This is a genomic window from Pantoea sp. RSPAM1 (genome assembly GCF_038816185.1).
In the GTDB taxonomy this organism is placed as follows: Bacteria; Pseudomonadota; Gammaproteobacteria; order Enterobacterales; family Enterobacteriaceae; genus Pantoea; species Pantoea ananatis.
Map to the genome: position 1 here is coordinate 2,812,759 of NZ_CP046137.1, position 18,836 is coordinate 2,831,594.

The following is an 18,836-nucleotide window of genomic DNA, read 5'->3' on the forward strand; positions in this document are numbered from 1 at the left end:
CGATTTGTCGTTGAAACCGGACTCGATGACGGTCCGGGAAGATTCAGAAACGTGTAGTTAAATGAGTCAGCCAAGCCGGTGTGATTTGCAGTAGCCCGGACTCTATAAATTTATCAGCGCCGGTCAGTATCAATATTGCTATAAGGATCATTAAAGCGCCGAGTATTATCTTTCCGGCTCTGCCTGCCCGTAGCATTTTTCCCCTGAATCTCAGTATGGCTGCCATGGAGAGAAAAGACAGCAATCCAACAGGAAGCGCTGCGCCTGCTCCGAAAAGGCCCATCAAAAGCATGACCTGTAAAAGTTGCGTTCCCTGGCTGGCCATGACGATGGCTCCTCCAAGCGTTGGTCCCACGCAAGGACTCCATATGACACCAAGCACGAGTCCCGTTATAAACTGGCCTCTTATTCCCGTTGGATTTAATCTATTTAAGAAGTTATTGCCGGCATTTCCTACTCCAGCGGTGGCAGTTGCGAAATACTGCTGTAACGAAGCTGAGAAAAGCACGCCCCCCATTATCCCAAGCGCGACTGCACCAATGTTTCGGAATAAATAAGGATCAATACCAATATTGGCACTCATCCAGGCCAGCGATGTTCCGATAATGGCATAAGAGATAGCCAGTCCGGCTGCCAGTGCCAGTGGTGCACGGGGATGTTCAGAAGATGCAGAACCAAGCAGAACAGGTAATATCGGAAGTACGCAGGGTGAGAGTGTGGTAAGTACACCTGCTATCAGGCCGAAGCCATACGCACCTGCACCTAGCTCCATTATCTTGCCGCCTTCTGAAAGAGGGCTGTCAATCCGGAATTAGTGGTATCACCAACGGAGCGGTCAATTTCCTTTCCTTTTCTGTAAGCAATCAGTGTACTTTGCATTGCTACATGAAATTCCTTAAGCACGGGTTTGTCCTTATCAAAATCAGCATGAAGCACAGTCACATCATTAAACGCATCATCACGAGAAAGACGGTCGATGATCGGCTTTTGTGCTTTGCAGGTTGGGCACCATGTTGCTGAAATATCGATAATAATTCCTTTTCCTTGGTTATTGAGCTTATCAAAAGTCGTCTGGCTGAAAGGCATCACTGTAGCTGCCATTGTTGAACCGGAAACCAGCGCCAGCGTTGCAATGAATAGTAAATGGTTGAGTTTCATTTTAAGCAGTTTCTCTTTGCAGCATCGTGTTTATGTTAAGAGGGGGAAGACGATTGAAATGATTCGCGCAGAGTTTTTTTATTTTCAGAAAAGGGACGGCCCCTTTACTAAGAGCCGCTCTGCTAATAAAAATTACTGTTTTTTGTCGGGCAACACGCGAGCCAGTTCAATCAAATTTTTTACGTTATATTCCGGTGGGGCAGAAAGCGGATAAAGCGTCTGGCCCGGGCGTGCGATGAAGGCTGCCTGCATGCCTGCCGCTTTAGCTCCATCAATATCCCAGCCATGTGCGGCAACAAGCATGGTGTCTGGCAGAGGCACCTGCATTGATTTTGCGGAAAACTGGTAAACTCTCAGGTCGGGTTTATAGCTTTTGACGGATTCTCCACTCAGGTAGCCGTCAAAAAGCTGAATAAGATGGGCATTTTTTAACTGTTGCTTAACAACATCACGACTTGAATTGGTCAGCGCGATCAGGGTATAGCCTTTACGTCTGAGCTGTTCCAGACCGTTTTTAACGTCCCCATACGGAGGAAGCGATTTAATCGGGGCAAGTGCGCTGGCTGCTTTGTCAGTGCTCAAAACAATGTTATTGGCTTCCGCCATCATCATCAATGAAGCCGCACCGACCTGACCAAAATCGTGATACTGCCCGGTAGCTGTTTCAACCAGTGAGTGCTGAAGCATAGTTGTGAACCATAGCTTGAGCAGATCATGTCGGCCGTTAAGAGCTGCACTGACGCTGACTTCAAGTGGGTCCAGCTTCAGAAGCGTTTCATTAACGTCAAAAAAAATGACTTTAGGAGGGGGAGGCTGTTCAACTGCATCGGCCGATTTTAAAGGGCCCGCAAATAGACAGCAGGAAAATAAGGTAAGAAGAAGTGAGCGATTCGGTTTTTTGATTCCAGATACCATTAATATCATCCTGATTGATAGCGAAAGCAGGTACCTGCAGAGCAAATGTTGCAGGTCCGCAATTAGGTTAATTATTCCTTATGCCATTCATACCTGGTGAATGGCGCATCAAGCGGGGTATCAGCAATGTGATTGGTATAGTTGCTGATTGTTTTCTGTGCCGCACAAAGGATGACTTCCAGAATATTTTTACGTGTGAAGCCCGCTTCCATAAATGCAGCTATCTCCTCTTCGCTGACCGCACCCCGCTTGCGGATCACCGTGAGAGTAAATGTTCTGAGAGATTCCAGTCGGTCATCTGGCAGGGGAGACTCGTTACGAAGCGCATTGATAATTTCATCGCTGACTTTCATTGAGTGCGCAATTGCTGTGTGTGCCGGTACGCAGTAGTGGCAGCGGTGCTCTACGTTAATGGTCTGCCATACCACTGTTTTCTCATCATTGTTGAATCCGGTATGCAGAAATAATTCATGAAGTTTTAAATAGGCTTCCAGAAGTTCCGGGGATTCAGCCATTACCGCATACAGTGAAGGCACAAATCCTGAACGTTTTTTCATGTTTTCCAGCAACGCTTTACTTTTTTCAGGGGCATTATCAGGTGTGTAAAAAGTAAAATCTGTCATTTGTTCTCTCCTGTTAAAAGGCTGATACTTTGTGAAAGTGCAGCAATGTCGCTGGCGATGAGATCTGGCTGAGGCGCCAGAGGATAAAGGGCTTGCCCTTTTCGGCTGATAAATGCAGTTTTCATTCCGGCCAGTTTTGCACCTGCCACATCCCAGCCGTGCGCGGCAATCATTGTGCACTGTGAAAGAGGTATGCCAGCCCGCTTTGCTGCCCATTGATAGACACGCAGGTCGGGTTTATATATGCCAAGTTGTTCAACGCTGAGCGTGTGAGTAAAGAAGCCATCTAAATCCGCAGTGCTTAGCTGTTCTTTTGCCATTTCAGCCGGGGAGTTGGTCAGTGCAACAAGTTCAAATCCCTGTTGCTGAAGTGATGACAACCCCTTGGCTACATCAGGATGGGCGGGCATAGACGATATTACCTCTGACAGTGAGCTGCCAGATTCTGTCAGTGAAATGCCATAACGTTCCGCGGTCATTTCCAGTACAGCCTCTGCAATTTCGCCGAAGCTATGCCAGCTATTCGTAACTGATGTGACAAGTGAATGATGCAGTAACGAGGTAAACCAGATGTCGGTAAGATCCTGCCGCCGGGACAATCTCTCACCTGCATATTCCTTAAGCGCCGTCGCATCCAGAAGGGTTTCATTGACATCAAAGAAAAGTGTACCTTTCATTGCAAATCCTCAGTCTCTGCCACCGGAAATTCGGATGGCATTTTTTCAGCAAAAAACGAGTGTTTACCCTCTCCCGCAAATAGCGTAGTTTGAAAATAGATGAATTTGAGTGAACGCTCAACTATTTATTGAGTGTTCACTCAAGAATTTTCTTACTTGATATTGAGGAAACGATGGCAAGGCCAAACCTACACGAAAAGTCGCATACGCTTGAAAAAGCGATCCATATTTTCTGGCGTAAAGGATTCAGCAACACCTCATTAAAAGATCTGGAGTTAGGACTCGATATGCGACCTGGCAGTATTTATGCTGCTTTCGGCAGTAAAACAGGTCTCTTTACACAGGCGCTTTCAGTTTATGCGGCGAAGCAGGCCGAACGCATGAGCACTGTTATTGAGGCTCAGCCGAATCCTCTGGATGGGATACTGACTTTGCTTTATAGTTTTTCTCATGGAAAACCCGCAGAGCAGCCTTCTTACGCATGCTTCCTGGTAAAAAGTCTGCTGGAAATGGAAAGTAGTGAGGATGAGCTTAAGCAGTTGATAAGACAGCACCTCCAGACCATGGAAAATATTTTCAGAGATGCCTTCAGTCAGGCAATTTCAAAAGGTTTTTTAGCTCATCCTGAAAACGCTGAACACTCTCCCTCCCGTCTGGCCCGGGTCGTGCAAACTAAAATAATCGGGATTCGCATCATGTCCCTTCAGCTTGAACAGCCCGCGTTGCTTGATGAACTGACCATTGACTGCGCGCGTTTTATTGAAAATCTGAAAAAAGTGGACGAGATAATCAGTGCTGAGTGATTATCCTGCTTCTGACCAAAATTTTTTTACCCCCGTCAGTCTGGCAGCTCAGATGTGCGCGGTGGTTAGGCCTGTATCAGACCTCCTGCTGCTCTTCTTTACCGCTGGTTCGCACGATCACCAGACATGCTTCCTGATAAAGCTATCGAGAGAGAGCCGACCGGCGCCGTAAGCCATCAGGAAAAGTGCTGCGGTGGCCCAGACTGCATGTGTGGGCCATGCATCCGGGTAAACAAAAATTTCTATAACCAGTGTCATGACTAATAACCCGGCGGCAGACAAACGTGTGGCGAGACCCAGAAAAAGAAAAAATGAAAAAAGGTGTTCTCCTGTAGCAGCCATCAGTGCAGCTGTTTCAGGAGACAGGAAGGGCAGCCGGTACTCTTCTCTGAACAGGGCAATTGCACCAGATGTGATATGCGGCCACCCCAGCTTTAATGGGATTCCTCCAAGTATATCTATCTCCAATCCTTCAACTTTACTCTGCCCTGAAAGCCAGAACGTCGCGCCCAGTCCCAGGCGTGCCAGCAAAGCAATAACTTCTCGGGTATAGCGTTCACCCCATATCGTCGCTTTACGATAGTAATTAATATATTTCCTGATAATGCTCATGAATGATGTTCCATAGGATGCTTTTTCAAAGCAATTAAAATTCTCTGTTCGGCCAGTAGATGAAGGACACTGACAAGATCCAGTTGTGGCTGGTTGACCTCTGCGATCGCTATGGCTTTGCCGAGTGGTAAGCCCTGGTACAAAGCATGAATAAAGGCAAATTCTCCAGCGCTCAACGCCATTATTTGTACTTCCAGGAAAGGCCGGTATAGCATTATGTATTCCGGGCTGGAGATATTTTCCTGAAAGCGTTCATCCTCCCTTTCGCATTGCCAGAGGGAGTTAATAGCCCAAGGAGAATGAATAAGCTGTAAGGAGGGATTCAGATGGGCATACAGATCAGTCGTATCGTCGCTTTGAATCTGGTCCGGTGAAAACGCCACATCTGGTTCGGGGGCATGCCATGAGAGAATAAATTGCCGTTCAAGGCGAGCTAAATCACCCAGCCAGGGATAGTGGCGAAGCGGTGGAAAATTTTCCAGGAAAGCAGGCATATTCTCTCCATAAAATGCCAGCACCGGTGAGACGGGTGGTGTATGGCGAATATAATCAGCTGCCATCGCACTGAAAAAATCACTGCCTACCTGGTTACGTACCACTGGAAAATTATCTGCCAGTGCCTCAATAAGCGATGACATCACATTGTTTCGGTACACAGCAAAACGCTGTGTGGGATCGCTCCCGTTCCATGTTGTTAATCCGGGAGGCAGGACCGGCGACTGATTCAAAAGCGCATCAGAAAAATGCTGTTCAAAATCGTCAGCAGCATTATAGAAAGCGCTGTGCACGGCTCACCTCGCTCATCAGGACGCTGAAGTCAGGGATATTGCTATCCCACTCAATAAGGGTGGCAACAGCGCCTGTGTTCTGTAGGGCCGTTTCATATAGGTTCCAGACCTCTTTTGATACACTACGGTCATGGCTGTCTATCAGTAGCGGAGCCCCCAGACTGTCCTGTTGTTCTGCGTAACCCGCGAGATGAATTTCCCCGACTCTGCTGAGAGGTAGCGCTTCAAGCATTGCTGACGGGTCGCGATGATGATTAATGCTACTGATATAAACATTGTTAACATCCAGAAGTAGCCCACATCCCGTTCGCGCGATCACTTCTGTCATAAAATCCGCTTCTGACCAGGTCGACTCACTGAATTCAATGTAAGTGGAGGGATTTTCAAGCAGCAGTTCCCGCTGCATGGCATCCTGAATCTGACTGACATGGGTACATACCCGATCCAGTGTATGATTCGTGTAGGGCAGCGGCAGCAAATCATTCAGAAAGAAATCGTTGTGCGTAGACCATGCCAGATGCTCAGAAAAAGAAGCTGGCTGATACCTTTTAACCAGTTCCGTAACCTTCTTAAGATGCGAATCACTTATCCCTTTTTGCCCGCCAATAGAAAGGCCGACACCGTGGATTGAAAGCGGGTAATACTGTGCAATTTTCTCCAGGAAGTGGTGGAAGGGACCACCTCCGACAAGGTAGTTTTCCGCATGAATTTCGAAAAATCCCACGTCTGGCCGCTCTGTCACAATCGTCGTAAAATGCTGAGGCTTGAGTCCCAGTCCAATTTTTGCCGGAAGATGGGACGCAAGTAAGTTGCGGGGATGGCCATCTGAAAAAACCGGGACTGTTGTAGATGATGCTAACATTCTGGTCTTCCCCGCTTTCTATCAGGAGGCTTTTTCTGAGAAGGCTTTCAACTGACCATGACCGGTCGGTGAAGTCGGTGAGGTCATACTGACGCAGCTGCCTGTGGGAACCATTTTGAAGGCGTTACCCTGATAATCGGCTTTAGCTGTGCCTGCGCATGTTGTGCCTGCTCCCGCTTTACAGTCATTCTTACCTTTCAATGCCACGCCATAGCATTTTTCCATGCCGGCATGATCTGCCGCGAAAGTGGTCGTCGATGCTGAGGCCAGGACGCTTCCCAGTGCCATGGCGAGGATAGCTGCGGTTTGCTTTTTCATTACTTATTTTCCTTCATCAGATGTTGAGCATATACGGTCTACGAACGCAGCTTCGGACCAGCACAACGCTACTGCTGATGCTGGACACGTGCCGTTACCGATAATGTGTCGTGCACCGTTTAAGTGGTGCATCGCTCGGAAGTTCAGGCCGCTTTTGGGTTAAAAGCCGTTATTTCATTACAAGGCCATTTCTTAAAGACGCGAATCCAGGTCAATATTTATTTCAGATAACACCTCAATTTCTGCGACCTCAGCGGAGAGTTTTTTTCGGCTGTTCCCGACAGCGGCATCTCTTTCGGCAAGTAGCTGTCTGATATCGGCATTGCACAACCGCGCCAAACATTCAATGACCCGATCAACCTCTGGAAAACCGGTGTCCAGCTTAACTTTTGAGATCAGTTCTTCCGTAAGACGGGCATTCAATATCCGGTCTCCCGTTACCTGACTGTTAACCGTAAATAAGCCAACAGGCAGACCTTTTGCGTCGAAGCTAATCGCCAGCAAATGTGCCGTAGCAGCCTTAACTGGTGCGGCACCCGCTATATTGCAAAATGCCGTTTCAGCCTGTGATCGCAGGCGATGCGACCACAACTTCCTTTTAGCAAAAAGATGCAGATGTCCGTGTTCTGTAACTCCCGGCCGATCAGTGGCTGAATGGGTATGATAAAACCACTGATATCCGTTCAGGCGATCCACTGCGTCGTTTTCAGGGTAATGATCCCACTCAACAGGTTGTCTGCCCTGTAAAATCCCCTGAAAAAGATGCCGATTGCCTTCAGCAAGGCGGCTGTAAACATCAAGCAGGCACTGTGTGGCCGACTGAGGTGTCACCATTAATTCTGGGCGCCACATTTAGGTGCACACTGGGGTGCGCATTTAGGTGCACATGATGAAGCCCCACATTTAGAAACGGGAGCACAGCCTGACTGAGAAGCAGATGCCGCGCATTTAACAGGCATCTGAGTTGCCTGAGAGGCCACCGGCAGAGCAAGTGTGGCGACAGTCAGTGCTGCAAGAGTGGTCAGTTTCATATTTTTCATAAGTGTCTTTCCTTTATAGAGGGTTAACCGATTTGTCTTTCAATAACTAAGAGGGGGGAAGTACTGCATTGGATTCTTAAAAAAGAAAATATTTTTTTGCCGGAAAATAGTTACCTGTAACAAAGTTTATTGTGCTATTACCGGATATACCTGAACCAGCCTTGATGTCGTGCAGTTCGGTGCTTGCCCGAACCGCTAACAAGGGATAATGTTGTCGGGATGCTCACCCATTCCCCTTTGGAAACGTGCTTTCAGCACCCTCCGGCTACGCGTGTGGCTTCTGCTGCAGCCGAAGTTGCCCCCGTCCGTGTGATGGCCGTTTTCTATCCAGCGCTGTGAATTTTATCCTGACCGCTCTATATCTGGCCGGCTTTGAGGATCAGTGGAGTGTGCACAACTCGCTATCGACAAAACGGATGAATGAGAGCTACGGGGAAAAGCATAGGATGCTCAAAAGTGACAGTCTTACATTGAGTTTGATGGCTGAAACCGTTTGGATGGGTTTATGAGGCATGGGAAGCTGCCGGTAGCTGTGTCGTTTGACATATGTTTTTCACTATGCGGACTCGCCAGCATCTGCGTTCATTAACCATTAACATGAAAATGCACATCTTCTGCCCAAAAGACATCCGGGCCTACTGGCACAGCCATTTCCCGATGTTATGCCTTGGCAGTAGTACATCGAAAAAACGATATTATCCAGGCAAAGCGGTTGGTGATCAAAATGGCGGCTCCGCTGTTTCAGAAAAAACGCTATCTCAGGCAAAACGGCGTGCATGTATTCAGTTCCAACTACAAGCTGTAAAGTAAGTTAAGTGGAATGCAACATTGATTGAGTAGACTTTGAGCAGCAAAACTGCTGTCAGGGGTAAACACAATGATGATTTCACCGAATGAACACAGCCAGTTGCTGGCTGAGCGCTGGCTGAAACTGTTATCCGATCTGGGCCGGGCGCAGGCTACGCTCACCGCCTACCGCAATGCCCTTCGCCATTATTTTGCGTTCTGCAGCCAGAACAGCATTGAACCTGAAAAGGCCCGGTTTGAAGATCTGGCCGCCTACATCAGCCCTCAGTTACCCGGTATGCCCTTTCCCGTGGCCAGCACCACGCTCCAACTGCGCCTGTCGGCGATCCGTCTCTGGTATGACTTTCTGATGTACCAGGATGTCGGGCATACTGGCCACGCTGACGATCATGAACAAAGATCCCCGCCTTGAAACCTTTACGCCTGAACTGTTGTGGGAAGCACAGAACAGCACAGAATACGGGACATCCCGGTACATTGGCCGGATTTCACACGGCCTTGCTGCACTGGGCATCTTCAGCGCCCCGATGAGGATGCGTAATTATACCCGATGGTATGAAAAGCCCGTCGACGGGATCGATCCGGCCTGGGTCAGGTGGTGCCGGCGCTGGCGGGAAACGTCTGTGCTGAGGCCTCGCACCCGCGAAATGCAGTACAGCTTTATACTGCGCTGCGGCCTCTGGCTCGCAGAGGCCCATCCGGAGGTACGGGAGCCCGCAGACTGGACCATGGAAGTCTGTGCCAGCTATATCGCGGCGGTCGGCCGGATGAACGTGGATGAGCTGCAGCTGGGCACGGAAAGAGGTGTCCGGAAATCAGCGCGTTCTGGCGAGCCTATGATGCCTCACTCCCGTGCAAATTTTATTTACTCTCTCCGTCGCTTTATGAATGACTATGAGAACTGGGGATGGGGGCGTCTGCGTTTCAGTCCTGCCCGTCATCTTTCCACACCGGATAATTCTCTGTTCCGCCGCGGAGTCAATCCGAGGGTTATCGACGATCCGGTCTGGCTGAAGCTGGTATGGGCCAGCCTGAATCTGCGTCAGGAAGACCTGTTAACTGAAATACATTACCCGCTGGCCATGCTACAGGCGATGGCTGTAATCTGGACCCATGCGGGGCTCAGGAAGGGTGAACTGCTCAGGCTGACCACAGGATGTATCACACCGCAGGCTGAAGATATTGTGAAAGAGGACGGCAGCATCATCCCGGCCGGTACCCTGTGCTACCTGCATATTCCCGTCGGAAAAACCTCAAAAGCATTCACGAAACCGGTGGCGGCAGTAGTGAAGAAATATGTTGATGCCTGGCTGGAAAAACGGCCGTCAGAACAGGCCATGCTTGCTGACGAGCGGACCGGTGAGAAAGTCCGGTTTCTGTTTCAGTACCGGGGAAAACCTGCCGGCGGCGACGTCATCAACCGCACGCTGATACCGATGCTGTGTGCCAGATCCGGGGTTCCCGCTGAAGACAGCGGCGGAAAAATAACGAGTCACCGGGGACGCGCCTCAGCCTTGACCGCACTGGCCAGCGTACCGCAGGGCATGTCACTGTATGAACTGATGCAGTGGGCAGGCCATTCGACACCCCAGTCCACCATGCATTATCTCCGTATCCGCCCGACGCAGCTGGCTGCCTCATTTGTAAAAGCAGACAGAGTCACGCACATGATCAGCGTACTGATAGACCATGATCCCGAAGCCGCCAGTCTGACCGGCCCTGCGACATATTATGATTTAGGCGATTCTTACTGTACCAACCCTTTCTGGAGTAGCTGTCCGCACAGAATGGCCTGTATCGGCTGCGACTTTAACCTGTTGAAAGGCAGTGCACACGGTCTGATACTGGAGAGTAAAGTCTCTATAAAAAGATATCTTGAAGAAGTTCCACTTACGCCTGATGAGAAAGTCATCGTGGAGCAGGACAAAGAAAAAGTAGATCAGGCGCTTAAGCGATTATCCATTAAACCTAAAGGGTGAAACGGGCCGCTCTGTGCCAGAAGTGAACCCTTAGCTTATCGGAGCTGATGGCTTTCTTAAAAATATTCCCGTGCTTTTGGGCACAGCCCTTCATATAGCGTCTCGTAGGTTCGATGTGTATTTACTAACAGGCAAGCATCACTCATCCTTGAACGATACGGCTGTTTCATGATGCTTTTTACGGCTCTGACCTTCGTTTTATTCCGGATAACCAAGACGACGCTGCAGAGATTCCAGGTCCGGCCAACGGCCGAATTTGGCGCCCATTTCAGACTTCATTTCAGCCTCTGTAAATCCCAGTTTTTATACAATACAAGTGATGCCACGTTTTCTGGTTCAATGCCTGTGACCATAACTTGCTTACCCTGTTTTGTTGCCAGCATGATAAGCTCGTACATAAGCGGCTTCAGCTCCGCGCGCATTTTTATGGATATACACAGAGTGTTCACCGGTATATCGGTGTGGGGTAAGTGGGAGCGAAAATTTCTCTTTTGTTGCTGGAATACGTAATGGCTGAGAGTCAGGACCTGAAATCAGCCATCAGCCATCAGCCATCAGCCATGCGTTTTTTTAAGGGGGCTGAACCGCTCCCCTTAATTACACATTTATTAACGTTTGGCTTGTGTATCAGGGTCTTCACTGAAGGTAAGGAATTGATCGGTCAGCTCTGGCAAATGACTTATCATCCAGTCTGACATTGCCAGCTCCTGCTCACATATCTGCTTTAGTACGGGGATACTTTCAAGGTCGCCGACTCGCGCCGCAGCGTTAATCAGGCTGGTATAGTGGCCAATTTCCGCATTTTCAAAAACATACCCGGCAACAGCGCCCTTGATGACCTCATCTTCAGCAAAAACACCGCCAAACGCCTGTCCCATGGCGGCCATTTTCCCCATTACATCTTTCACGCTCGAATGTGAAATACCGTGGCGATCAAGGATTGTTTCTAGCTCCGCCTGTTGCTGGCGTGTTTCTTCGATATGGAGTTCAATGCGGGCGCGAAGCTGGGGATAATTTTCAAGGCGATTAGCCATTTGCTCAAGCATGGTTTCTGCCTGCTTTTCCATGGCATGAGCGTCGCGCAACCAGTCGTGATAATGAGAATGGATTGATGTTGTAGACATAAGCCCCTCCGGCCAGGATAACGCTACTGTTGCTCAGCAATAGTTGTGAGTTTTGCATCCGTGGATTTCTCCTCATCAAGCGTTTCTGCAAGCAGTTCACATGCTTCTTTCAGCCCGATTTTCGAGGCAAGCGCGATGAGCGTTCCGTATGCAGCTATTTCATAGTGCTCCACTTTCTGTGCAGCACCAATCAGTCCTGCATCACGCACCTCTCCCGCTTCAGTCGATTCGATCAGCTCCTGCGCTTCTTCAACCAGCCCTTCCAGCGCGTGGCATTTCATACGTACAATCCGGAGCTCCTCGTGCGCATCGATGGCCTTATCAATACGCTCGATCTGAACCTGCGTTTCGTTTAAATGTTGCTGAAATACCGTTTTTAATTTTTCATCGGAAGCTGCACGTATTAACTTAGGCAAAGCACGCGTAATTTGCTTTTCAGCACTGTAAACATCTGAGAGGTCATGAATAAAAAGGTCGAGTAGGCTTTTTACTTTCATAGATTAACCACCATTCCGGCCAGTAATGAATATAAAAGGGAGAGGACTGCTGATATAAGCAGAGCTCTGTTAATAGCGCTCATGGAGCCTCCCTGCTCCTTAACATAATCCCTCAAGGTGCTGAATCAGGAATCACGATGGCTGTTTTTCCCACCTTTCTTACCTGCTTCAGAAGCCTTTTCACGGTCATTTTTAAAGTTACCACCGCTATTCTGGCCACCTTTCTTTCCCGCTTCAGAAGCTTTTTCTTTATCTTCAGCGAAGTTACCTGAACCACCACGATGCTCGGTCATAATACTTCCTCATTAAGTTAAAGTTAAATGCTTCGGTACCACACATTGTGCGTGGCATTTATAAGACTATTAAAAAACGTTCATGTTGCAAGCGCATCGGGTAAAAAATATTCTCTGAGGGAAACATCTATACAACCATTCAATACCGTTCAAAGGCTTTTCTTACCGGGTTCTAATTTCTTACTTTTTTCTTACTTGTCGCTTCGATTAATCCCGAACTACCGGCATAATAAACCGCCAGTAAAGCACCTGACCTCTTACCCGTTTACGTATAAATGAGGGGTAATCGCAAGTACATCTATTGTACCTGCAGGCTTTTAAGTCAAAGGTATGCAGACCTGGTAACACAAAAGGCAATCACGCTTCGTACCGTGTAGATAACGCTTAAGTTTTTAGATTTTATTTCTCAATATTAAAACCTTACCAAAAAAATATAACAACTTGAATTTATTTAAATTTTAAATCAAAGACCCACATTTAATCACATGGTAAACAATTTATTTTGCTAATAATGTTATGTTTGACATAAATAGAGTGGGTAGTAACTTTCTTTATAAAAACACAACCAGTATTACTGCTTCGTTTATTATTAAATGATCAGTACACTTGACTGAGTCTTATAGGATTACTCCTAAAACGATTTTAGTTAAAAGTTATACAACTCTCGAAAAGTATGTACAAATCCCATTTTTAACTCTTATGCAATCATGCAGTAACGAGCGCCTTAAAGCGAGCCGGTAAATTCTAGCAGGTATTTCAGTGTGTAATAAACCAAACTCTTCAACTGGATTTTATTTAATAAAAGCACAAAATAAATCTCTGAAAAATTTAACTGAATGAGAGAGGTGAAGATCATGACTACTTATCGTGGTGGAGCAGGTAATTTCGCAGCAGACCCCCAACGCGCTTCGGAAGCGGGAAAGAAAGGCGGTCAGAATAGCGGTGGTAACTTTAAAAATAATCCTGAAAGAGCCGTTGAGGCTGGACGCAAAGGGGGGAAGGTCAGTCGCCGCAGCAGTTAATCAGGCAATCATTTTACAACGACATGAAACCCTCATCACCAGCCTTAAGTACGATATCAGCAGGTCGGTATATTGATACAGGGATGCACGGATAAACCGCTAAACGTACCGCTTTGATAATGACTAATTGTCATCAGCCAAAATGTAACAGATGGCATAATTAAAATTATTAACCTCAGCGGTGTAAGTTGACATGATTATTAACAATGCTGTGATGACGCGTCATGACAATAACTGCAAAAGGCTCAAGCCAGACTGAATAAAACCCATTGAGGGGAAATATGAAAGAGAAAAATCGCACCACTGGCGTCAAACCTTACGGTGGTTCAGCGGGCGGCTGGGGGGCATTAAAAGCTGTAGCCGATGCAATTCGTGGGCAAATGGCGGTTAAACAGGATGTTATTGCCTTGTTCAGGGTTAACCAGCCTCAGGGTTTTGACTGCCCCGGCTGTGCCTGGCCGGATCCTCAGCATGCTTCTTCTTTTGAATTCTGCGAAAACGGCGCTAAAGCGGTCTCGTGGGAAGCAACCAGCAAGCGTGCCGGGCCTGATTTTTTTGCTGTTAATCCAGTCAGTGAACTCTGGGAACGCAGCGCTCTGGAGCTTGAAGGTGAAGGCCGGCTGACTCATCCCATGAAATATGATGCGGCAAGTGATACTTATCATCCTGTAGCGTGGGAAACGGCATTTTCAGAGATCGGCAAGCGGCTCCGCAGCTATAGCGACCCGGACGCAGTGGAGTTTTACACGTCCGGCCGCACCCCTAATGAAGCAGCCTTTCTATGGCAACTTTTTGCACGCGAGTACGGTACCAATAACTTTCCCGACTGTTCCAATATGTGTCATGAGCCCACCAGTGTCGGTCTGCCCGAGTCTATCGGTGTGGGGAAAGGTACCGTCGGGCTTGATGACTTTGACCACTGCGATCTCGTGTTGTGTATTGGCCATAATCCGGGGACCAACCATCCGCGCATGCTCGGCACATTAAGGGAAGTCTCAAAGCGCGGAGCCACCATTGTGGCAATCAACCCATTGCGGGAAAGGGGGCTTGAGCGTTTTACCTCGCCACAAAGTCCGATAGAAATGCTTTCGCTGGGCTCTACGGAACTGGCCTCGACTTACTATAAAGTTCGGGTAGGTGGCGATGCCGCCATGCTCAAGGGGATCATGAAATTCCTTTTATCGATGGATGCTGCAGCCAGAGAAAATGGCGAACCAGGCGTGATTGATAAGAACTTCATCAATGAACATACCGAAGGATTCGACGCGTTAAAGGCCGATCTGGATGCCACCAACTGGGAGCACATCCTTAAGGTTTCTGGCATGGAGCGGGAAGAAATTCAGCATCTGGCCCGCCTGTATGCTGATGCAGAACGCACAATCATCTGTTATGGAATGGGGATTACTCAACATCAGTACGGGACGCAAAACGTTCAGCAAATCGCTAATCTGCTGCTGATGCGTGGCAATGTCGGCAAAAAAGGGGCGGGTATTTGTCCGTTACGCGGGCACTCAAATGTTCAGGGCGATCGTACAGTAGGGATTACAGAAATCCCTGCGAAAAGTTTTTTAAACAGTATTGAAAGGGTTTTCGGTTTTAAACCGCCTGAAAAACATGGTCATGGTGCGGTGGAGGCTATCCGTTCTGTTCGCGACGGCAAAACCAGTGCCCTGCTGTGTCTCGGTGGTAACCTGGCGGAAGCGATGTCTGATCCGCAGGTTACCTTTCCCGCCATGCGCAGTCTGGATCTGGTCGTACACATGGCCACCAAGTTGAACCGGTCGCATCTGCTTCTGGCAAAACACAGTTATCTTTTACCTGTGCTGGGCCGGACTGAAACGGATGAGCAGCGCTCCGGTGTACAAAGCGTAACGGTGGAAGATTCTATGTCGATGGTACATGCTTCACGCGGCACGCTGGAGCCTGCATCACCCCATCTGAAGTCCGAACCGTTCCTTGTCGCGAGCCTGGCTAAAGCCACCCTGCCCGATACCGTGGTTGACTGGGACAAAATGACACGCGATTACAATAATATCCGGGAAGCAATTGAAGCGGTTATTCCCGGTTTTGAAAACTTCAATCAGCGCATTAAACAGCCGGGAGGTTTTCGTTTACCCAATGGCGCTTCGGAGCGTATCTGGCATACACCGTCAGGGAAAGCGCAGTTTCTGGTCATAGCCGGTATTAATGAGGACCCACGCTCACTGAAATGTCACGATCTGGTCCTTACGACGCTGCGCAGTCACGATCAATACAACACCACACTTTATGGCTTAAACGATCGTTACCGGGGGGTAACAGGACGTCGTGACGTATTGTTCATTAATCCGGATGAGGCGGAGAAACGGCAGCTACGCGTGGGTGAACAGGTTAATGTTATAGCGCTTGATCCTGAAGGAAAGCCTACGCCCAGACGGATGAACGGGCTGACGATTGTGGTGTATGACATGGCTTTTGGCTCTGTGGCTGCCTACTATCCTGAAGCTAACGTGCTGGTTCCGCTGGAAAGCCATGATACCAAAAGTGGCATACCTGCTTACAAGAGCACGCCTGTCATGCTGGAACGCGTGCAACCGAATGTAAATCCAGACGCCGGGGCCATCCGTTAAGTGCATCCCTGCCGCACTATTACCTTTGTTTCAAAAACCAGTAACAGCCATTCGGTGGGTAATGCCATCCGAACAGCTATCTACCCTTCGCCTGCTTTCAGGACCTGAGAGCAGGGCAATCAACAATTTGTGCCCCTGGAGCTCTGCTCCTGTCGGGTTGCTGCTTACATTGCCCGATATACTTAACGGTCTCTTCCCTTCAAATCAAAGCACTGAGGCGGACAGAATTTAGACATGCGTGGCCGTCCCCGAAACAAAGTACCGCTCTGTCTTTGTCGGATTGATTCTGCACACTGCTTGTGCTCTTTCTGTTTATTACATTTCTTATATACCACAGAACTTGTTCAGGCTGTGCGCCGAAATTACGAATGAGATTCTTTAAACGAGGATAAGAATCGTTATCAATAAAGAGTTTTTCCATAGCATTAAAAATTTGCCAATATTCAGTTTCTTAATTTTTTTACAGTCTGTTTTCGCTCACCCCTAATTTCGTTAAATCAATACGTTAAACGCTGCAATGATAATGAAACGTACCTCGTTACGCTTTCTTTATCCCGTATTTGTTACCAGGCTTTTCCCGTTGCCCGATTCACACTAAACAGGAGAAAACCATGTTTCATCACTCATCAAAACTTCAGTACCCTGTGCGAGTCAGTACCTGTGCGAGTAGAGAAACCCGATCCTGAATTCGCCATGCTTCTTCAGCAGGCCATTGGTGGCGTCGAAGGGGAAATACGTGTCGCGATGCAGTATTTTTTTCAGGCCATGGGTGCCCGCGGCGATGTACGAATAAAGGATTTGCTTATCTCGACGGCAACTGAAGAGCTCAGTCACATTGAGATGCTGGGTCACGCGGTGGCACTCAACCTGGAGGGCGCGCCCCTTTCTTATCAGGAAGCCTCGGCGAAAGATCCCGGGGTCAATGCGATCCTCGGAGGAATGAACCCGCGTCATATTCTGTCATCCGGTCTGGCGGCACTGCCGGTAAATGCCAACGGTATGCCGTTTGATATGAGTCATATTTATGCCTCCGGCAACGTGGCAGCCGATATGCTGGCAAATGTAACGGCCGAAGCCACAGGGCGCGTGCTGGCAAACCGGCTGTATAATCTGACCGAAGATAAAGGCATGAAAGACTTCCTCTCTTTCCTTATCGCCCGCGACACGATGCATCAGCAGCAGTGGCTGGCGGTGATTGAGGAAATGGGCGGGCTGGATGCATCACTTCCTACCCAAACAGCTTCCCACAGGAAGAGGAAGCACAGGAACATGCTTACTACTGTCTGAATACCTCGTTAGATAAACCCTTGCCGAAAGGCCGCTGGAGCGAGGGCCCTGCCTTTGACGGTCGCGGGGAGTTTAGTACCAAAGAGCAGCCGGAGATTTTAGGTGAGGAGCCCTTGTTGGGCAGCGCTCGTCCCGGCTCTGGCGCCCAACAGGAACAAATTGACTGCAGTATGCCGCCGCTGAAACGCTTATCACCAGAAGGACCGTTTCAGAGGTCTGACGCTCAGTGGGAACGGAATCTCACGTTGAGAGGTTGTGGTAATGTGGTTATAGAAAAGGATGCGGTAAGGATCCTTTTGCGTGTTGCCACTACCAACGGCCGCAAGGATTACGAAAATTCCGTTGCAAACTTTTTTAAACAGGACAGAAAAGGTTTTCGGCTTTAAGCCGCCGGAAAAACATGACCATGGTGCGGTCGGGGTCTGGCAGGCTGAGCAACTTGTTTACAACGTTAATCCACTGATACCTGAATATCGCCCCTGGCAACAGGATACTCAAGGGGCAATGAAGGATTTATTGATATTAATCTGCCAGGCTTACTTGCAGCGATAATCCGGACATTTAAGTTAATCATATAGTTATTGTAGTGGCGAATTTCTGATTCTCGATGCCATCAAATACGTAAATAATGTGTAGATTTTCCATTCCACATAAATCACAGCCTCAGCCAGCGCGTCATGTCTGCTCTGGAATATATGACGCCAAAAGTCGAGCAGTATTCTATCGATGAAATGTTCCTCGATCTGACCGGCATCGATGGCTGTGAAGACTTTAAGCACTTCGGGCACCGGCATCGGCCCAACCAAAACGCTGGCTAAATCAGCCCAGTGGGCCTCCAAAGAGTGGCCACAGTTTAAGGGCGTGCTGGCGCTGACGCCCGGAAACCCGAAGCGGACCGAGGCGCTGCTGATGCGCCAGCCCGTCGAGGAAATCTGGGGCGTTGGCAGGCGTATCGGCAAGAAACTGAACCTGTTCGGCATCACTAACGCGCTTGAGCTGGCGCGCACGCATCCCGCCTTCATCCGGAAGAATTTTTCGGTGGTGCTGGAAAGGACGGTGCGGGAGCTGAACGGCGAGGCGTGCATTCCCCTGGAGGAGATGCCGCCGGCAAAGCAGCAGATTGTCTGCAGCCGCAGTTTCGGTTCACGTATTACCACCAAAGTGGCCATGCAGCAGGCTCTGTGCCAGTACGCCACCCGCGCAGCTGAGAAGCTCCGGGGCGAACACCAGTACTGCAGGCACATCAGCGTATTTGTCCGGACGTCGCCGCATGCGGTCGGCGAGACATTCTACGGCAATACGGCCGGGGAAAAACTCACCCTGCCCACCCAGGATACACGCGATATCATCGGCGTGGCCATGCGCGCGCTGGACCGCATCTGGATTGATGGCCATGGTTACTTGTATCTAACCATACGTGGT

At 48.9% G+C, this 18,836-nt stretch carries 20 protein-coding genes and 1 pseudogene; 8 read left to right on the plus strand and 13 right to left on the minus strand.

The window, feature by feature from the left end:
* Window positions 1–43 precede the first annotated feature (43 nt).
* The 5 genes from GKC68_RS13650 to GKC68_RS13670 all read right to left on the minus strand — a co-directional run bounded on the left by GKC68_RS13650 (window position 44) and on the right by GKC68_RS13670 (window position 3,373).
* The gene (locus GKC68_RS13650; protein WP_024472282.1) at window positions 44–772 is read right to left on the minus strand and encodes a cytochrome c biogenesis CcdA family protein; all 729 of its coding nucleotides are present in this window, start codon (window positions 770–772) and stop codon (window positions 44–46) included.
* The gene (locus tag GKC68_RS13655) at window positions 772–1,158 is read right to left on the minus strand and encodes a thioredoxin family protein (RefSeq protein WP_024472283.1); all 387 of its coding nucleotides are present in this window, start codon (window positions 1,156–1,158) and stop codon (window positions 772–774) included. Before GKC68_RS13655 ends, GKC68_RS13650 begins: the two co-directional genes overlap by 1 nt.
* A gap of 132 nt (window positions 1,159–1,290) precedes the next feature.
* Window positions 1,291–2,073, minus strand: coding sequence for a haloacid dehalogenase type II (locus GKC68_RS13660; protein ID WP_342656256.1), 783 nt, complete (start codon window positions 2,071–2,073; stop codon window positions 1,291–1,293).
* Window positions 2,074–2,144: 71 nt separating this feature from the next.
* Window positions 2,145–2,696 carry a carboxymuconolactone decarboxylase family protein gene (locus GKC68_RS13665; protein ID WP_024472285.1) on the minus strand — a complete coding sequence of 184 codons (552 nt, stop codon included), beginning with the start codon at window positions 2,694–2,696 and terminating at the stop codon, window positions 2,145–2,147.
* Complete coding sequence (locus GKC68_RS13670; RefSeq protein WP_024472286.1) at window positions 2,693–3,373, minus strand: haloacid dehalogenase type II; 681 nt, start codon at window positions 3,371–3,373, stop codon at window positions 2,693–2,695. The genes GKC68_RS13665 and GKC68_RS13670 overlap by 4 nt, the downstream gene beginning before the upstream one ends.
* Before the next feature lie 173 nt (window positions 3,374–3,546).
* Between GKC68_RS13670 and GKC68_RS13675 the strand changes: the two genes are divergently transcribed.
* Complete coding sequence (locus GKC68_RS13675; RefSeq protein WP_024472287.1) at window positions 3,547–4,176, plus strand: TetR/AcrR family transcriptional regulator; 630 nt, start codon at window positions 3,547–3,549, stop codon at window positions 4,174–4,176.
* A 117-nt stretch (window positions 4,177–4,293) separates the two neighbouring features.
* Here GKC68_RS13675 and GKC68_RS13680 read toward each other — a convergent pair whose 3' ends face one another.
* The 5 genes from GKC68_RS13680 to GKC68_RS13700 all read right to left on the minus strand — a co-directional run bounded on the left by GKC68_RS13680 (window position 4,294) and on the right by GKC68_RS13700 (window position 7,590).
* Window positions 4,294–4,788, minus strand: a complete 495-nt coding sequence (locus GKC68_RS13680; RefSeq protein ID WP_024472288.1) for a DoxX family protein — start codon at window positions 4,786–4,788, stop codon at window positions 4,294–4,296.
* A complete protein-coding gene (locus tag GKC68_RS13685) occupies window positions 4,785–5,576 on the minus strand; it encodes a DNA-binding domain-containing protein (protein ID WP_024472289.1) in 792 nt (263 codons plus the stop codon). The genes GKC68_RS13680 and GKC68_RS13685 overlap by 4 nt, the downstream gene beginning before the upstream one ends.
* On the minus strand, window positions 5,557–6,438 hold the full coding sequence (locus GKC68_RS13690) for a DUF692 domain-containing protein (RefSeq protein ID WP_342656257.1): 882 nt from the start codon (window positions 6,436–6,438) through the stop codon (window positions 5,557–5,559). Before GKC68_RS13690 ends, GKC68_RS13685 begins: the two co-directional genes overlap by 20 nt.
* A gap of 21 nt (window positions 6,439–6,459) precedes the next feature.
* Entirely contained in the window at window positions 6,460–6,756 is a 297-nt protein-coding gene (locus GKC68_RS13695) for a DUF2282 domain-containing protein (protein ID WP_024472291.1), read from the minus strand.
* 192 nt (window positions 6,757–6,948) lie between these two features.
* Entirely contained in the window at window positions 6,949–7,590 is a 642-nt protein-coding gene (locus GKC68_RS13700; RefSeq protein WP_024472292.1) for a hypothetical protein, read from the minus strand.
* Window positions 7,591–8,673: 1,083 nt separating this feature from the next.
* Here GKC68_RS13700 and GKC68_RS13705 point away from each other — a divergent pair.
* A complete protein-coding gene (locus GKC68_RS13705) occupies window positions 8,674–9,015 on the plus strand; it encodes a site-specific integrase (protein ID WP_342656258.1) in 342 nt (113 codons plus the stop codon).
* Complete coding sequence (locus GKC68_RS13710) at window positions 8,963–10,582, plus strand: tyrosine-type recombinase/integrase (protein WP_342656259.1); 1,620 nt, start codon at window positions 8,963–8,965, stop codon at window positions 10,580–10,582. Before GKC68_RS13705 ends, GKC68_RS13710 begins: the two co-directional genes overlap by 53 nt.
* A gap of 608 nt (window positions 10,583–11,190) precedes the next feature.
* Here GKC68_RS13710 and GKC68_RS13715 read toward each other — a convergent pair.
* The 3 genes from GKC68_RS13715 to GKC68_RS13725 all read right to left on the minus strand — a co-directional run bounded on the left by GKC68_RS13715 (window position 11,191) and on the right by GKC68_RS13725 (window position 12,496).
* Window positions 11,191–11,706: a DUF892 family protein gene (locus GKC68_RS13715; RefSeq protein ID WP_028722067.1), complete on the minus strand. Its 516-nt coding sequence runs from the start codon at window positions 11,704–11,706 to the stop codon at window positions 11,191–11,193.
* 23 nt (window positions 11,707–11,729) lie between these two features.
* The gene (locus tag GKC68_RS13720) at window positions 11,730–12,203 is read right to left on the minus strand and encodes a ferritin-like domain-containing protein (RefSeq protein WP_028722066.1); all 474 of its coding nucleotides are present in this window, start codon (window positions 12,201–12,203) and stop codon (window positions 11,730–11,732) included.
* Window positions 12,204–12,328: 125 nt separating this feature from the next.
* Window positions 12,329–12,496: a general stress protein gene (locus GKC68_RS13725; RefSeq protein ID WP_028722065.1), complete on the minus strand. Its 168-nt coding sequence runs from the start codon at window positions 12,494–12,496 to the stop codon at window positions 12,329–12,331.
* A gap of 854 nt (window positions 12,497–13,350) precedes the next feature.
* Between GKC68_RS13725 and GKC68_RS13730 the strand changes: the two genes are divergently transcribed.
* The 5 genes and pseudogenes from GKC68_RS13730 to GKC68_RS13750 all read left to right on the plus strand — a co-directional run.
* Window positions 13,351–13,518: a general stress protein gene (locus tag GKC68_RS13730; protein WP_072015821.1), complete on the plus strand. Its 168-nt coding sequence runs from the start codon at window positions 13,351–13,353 to the stop codon at window positions 13,516–13,518.
* Between the two features lie 281 nt (window positions 13,519–13,799).
* The gene (locus GKC68_RS13735) at window positions 13,800–16,127 is read left to right on the plus strand and encodes an FdhF/YdeP family oxidoreductase (RefSeq protein ID WP_342656260.1); all 2,328 of its coding nucleotides are present in this window, start codon (window positions 13,800–13,802) and stop codon (window positions 16,125–16,127) included.
* Between the two features lie 660 nt (window positions 16,128–16,787).
* Window positions 16,788–17,414 (plus strand): manganese catalase family protein, encoded by a 627-nt coding sequence (locus GKC68_RS13740; RefSeq protein WP_342656261.1) that lies wholly within the window; start codon window positions 16,788–16,790, stop codon window positions 17,412–17,414.
* Between the two features lie 300 nt (window positions 17,415–17,714).
* Window positions 17,715–17,966 carry a hypothetical protein gene (locus GKC68_RS13745; RefSeq protein WP_342656262.1) on the plus strand — a complete coding sequence of 84 codons (252 nt, stop codon included), beginning with the start codon at window positions 17,715–17,717 and terminating at the stop codon, window positions 17,964–17,966.
* A 107-nt stretch (window positions 17,967–18,073) separates the two neighbouring features.
* Window positions 18,074–18,815 (plus strand): annotated as a pseudogene (locus tag GKC68_RS13750) (DNA polymerase V subunit UmuC); the annotation flags it as partial.
* Window positions 18,816–18,836: the final 21 nt, after the last annotated feature.

What these genes read in the sequence shown, in the direction of transcription:
- GKC68_RS13650 (WP_024472282.1), bottom strand. Translation starts at nt 772, where the DNA reads ATGGAGCTAGGTGCAGGTGCGTATGGCTTCGGCCTGATAGCAGGTGTA.
- GKC68_RS13655 (WP_024472283.1), bottom strand. Translation starts at nt 1,158, where the DNA reads ATGAAACTCAACCATTTACTATTCATTGCAACGCTGGCGCTGGTTTCC.
- GKC68_RS13660 (WP_342656256.1), bottom strand. Translation starts at nt 2,073, where the DNA reads ATGGTATCTGGAATCAAAAAACCGAATCGCTCACTTCTTCTTACCTTA.
- GKC68_RS13665 (WP_024472285.1), bottom strand. Translation starts at nt 2,696, where the DNA reads ATGACAGATTTTACTTTTTACACACCTGATAATGCCCCTGAAAAAAGT.
- GKC68_RS13670 (WP_024472286.1), bottom strand. Translation starts at nt 3,373, where the DNA reads ATGAAAGGTACACTTTTCTTTGATGTCAATGAAACCCTTCTGGATGCG.
- GKC68_RS13675 (WP_024472287.1), top strand. Translation starts at nt 3,547, where the DNA reads ATGGCAAGGCCAAACCTACACGAAAAGTCGCATACGCTTGAAAAAGCG.
- GKC68_RS13680 (WP_024472288.1), bottom strand. Translation starts at nt 4,788, where the DNA reads ATGAGCATTATCAGGAAATATATTAATTACTATCGTAAAGCGACGATA.
- GKC68_RS13690 (WP_342656257.1), bottom strand. Translation starts at nt 6,438, where the DNA reads ATGTTAGCATCATCTACAACAGTCCCGGTTTTTTCAGATGGCCATCCC.
- GKC68_RS13695 (WP_024472291.1), bottom strand. Translation starts at nt 6,756, where the DNA reads ATGAAAAAGCAAACCGCAGCTATCCTCGCCATGGCACTGGGAAGCGTC.
- GKC68_RS13700 (WP_024472292.1), bottom strand. Translation starts at nt 7,590, where the DNA reads ATGGTGACACCTCAGTCGGCCACACAGTGCCTGCTTGATGTTTACAGC.
- GKC68_RS13705 (WP_342656258.1), top strand. Translation starts at nt 8,674, where the DNA reads ATGATGATTTCACCGAATGAACACAGCCAGTTGCTGGCTGAGCGCTGG.
- GKC68_RS13710 (WP_342656259.1), top strand. Translation starts at nt 8,963, where the DNA reads ATGTCGGGCATACTGGCCACGCTGACGATCATGAACAAAGATCCCCGC.
- GKC68_RS13715 (WP_028722067.1), bottom strand. Translation starts at nt 11,706, where the DNA reads ATGTCTACAACATCAATCCATTCTCATTATCACGACTGGTTGCGCGAC.
- GKC68_RS13720 (WP_028722066.1), bottom strand. Translation starts at nt 12,203, where the DNA reads ATGAAAGTAAAAAGCCTACTCGACCTTTTTATTCATGACCTCTCAGAT.
- GKC68_RS13725 (WP_028722065.1), bottom strand. Translation starts at nt 12,496, where the DNA reads ATGACCGAGCATCGTGGTGGTTCAGGTAACTTCGCTGAAGATAAAGAA.
- GKC68_RS13730 (WP_072015821.1), top strand. Translation starts at nt 13,351, where the DNA reads ATGACTACTTATCGTGGTGGAGCAGGTAATTTCGCAGCAGACCCCCAA.
- GKC68_RS13735 (WP_342656260.1), top strand. Translation starts at nt 13,800, where the DNA reads ATGAAAGAGAAAAATCGCACCACTGGCGTCAAACCTTACGGTGGTTCA.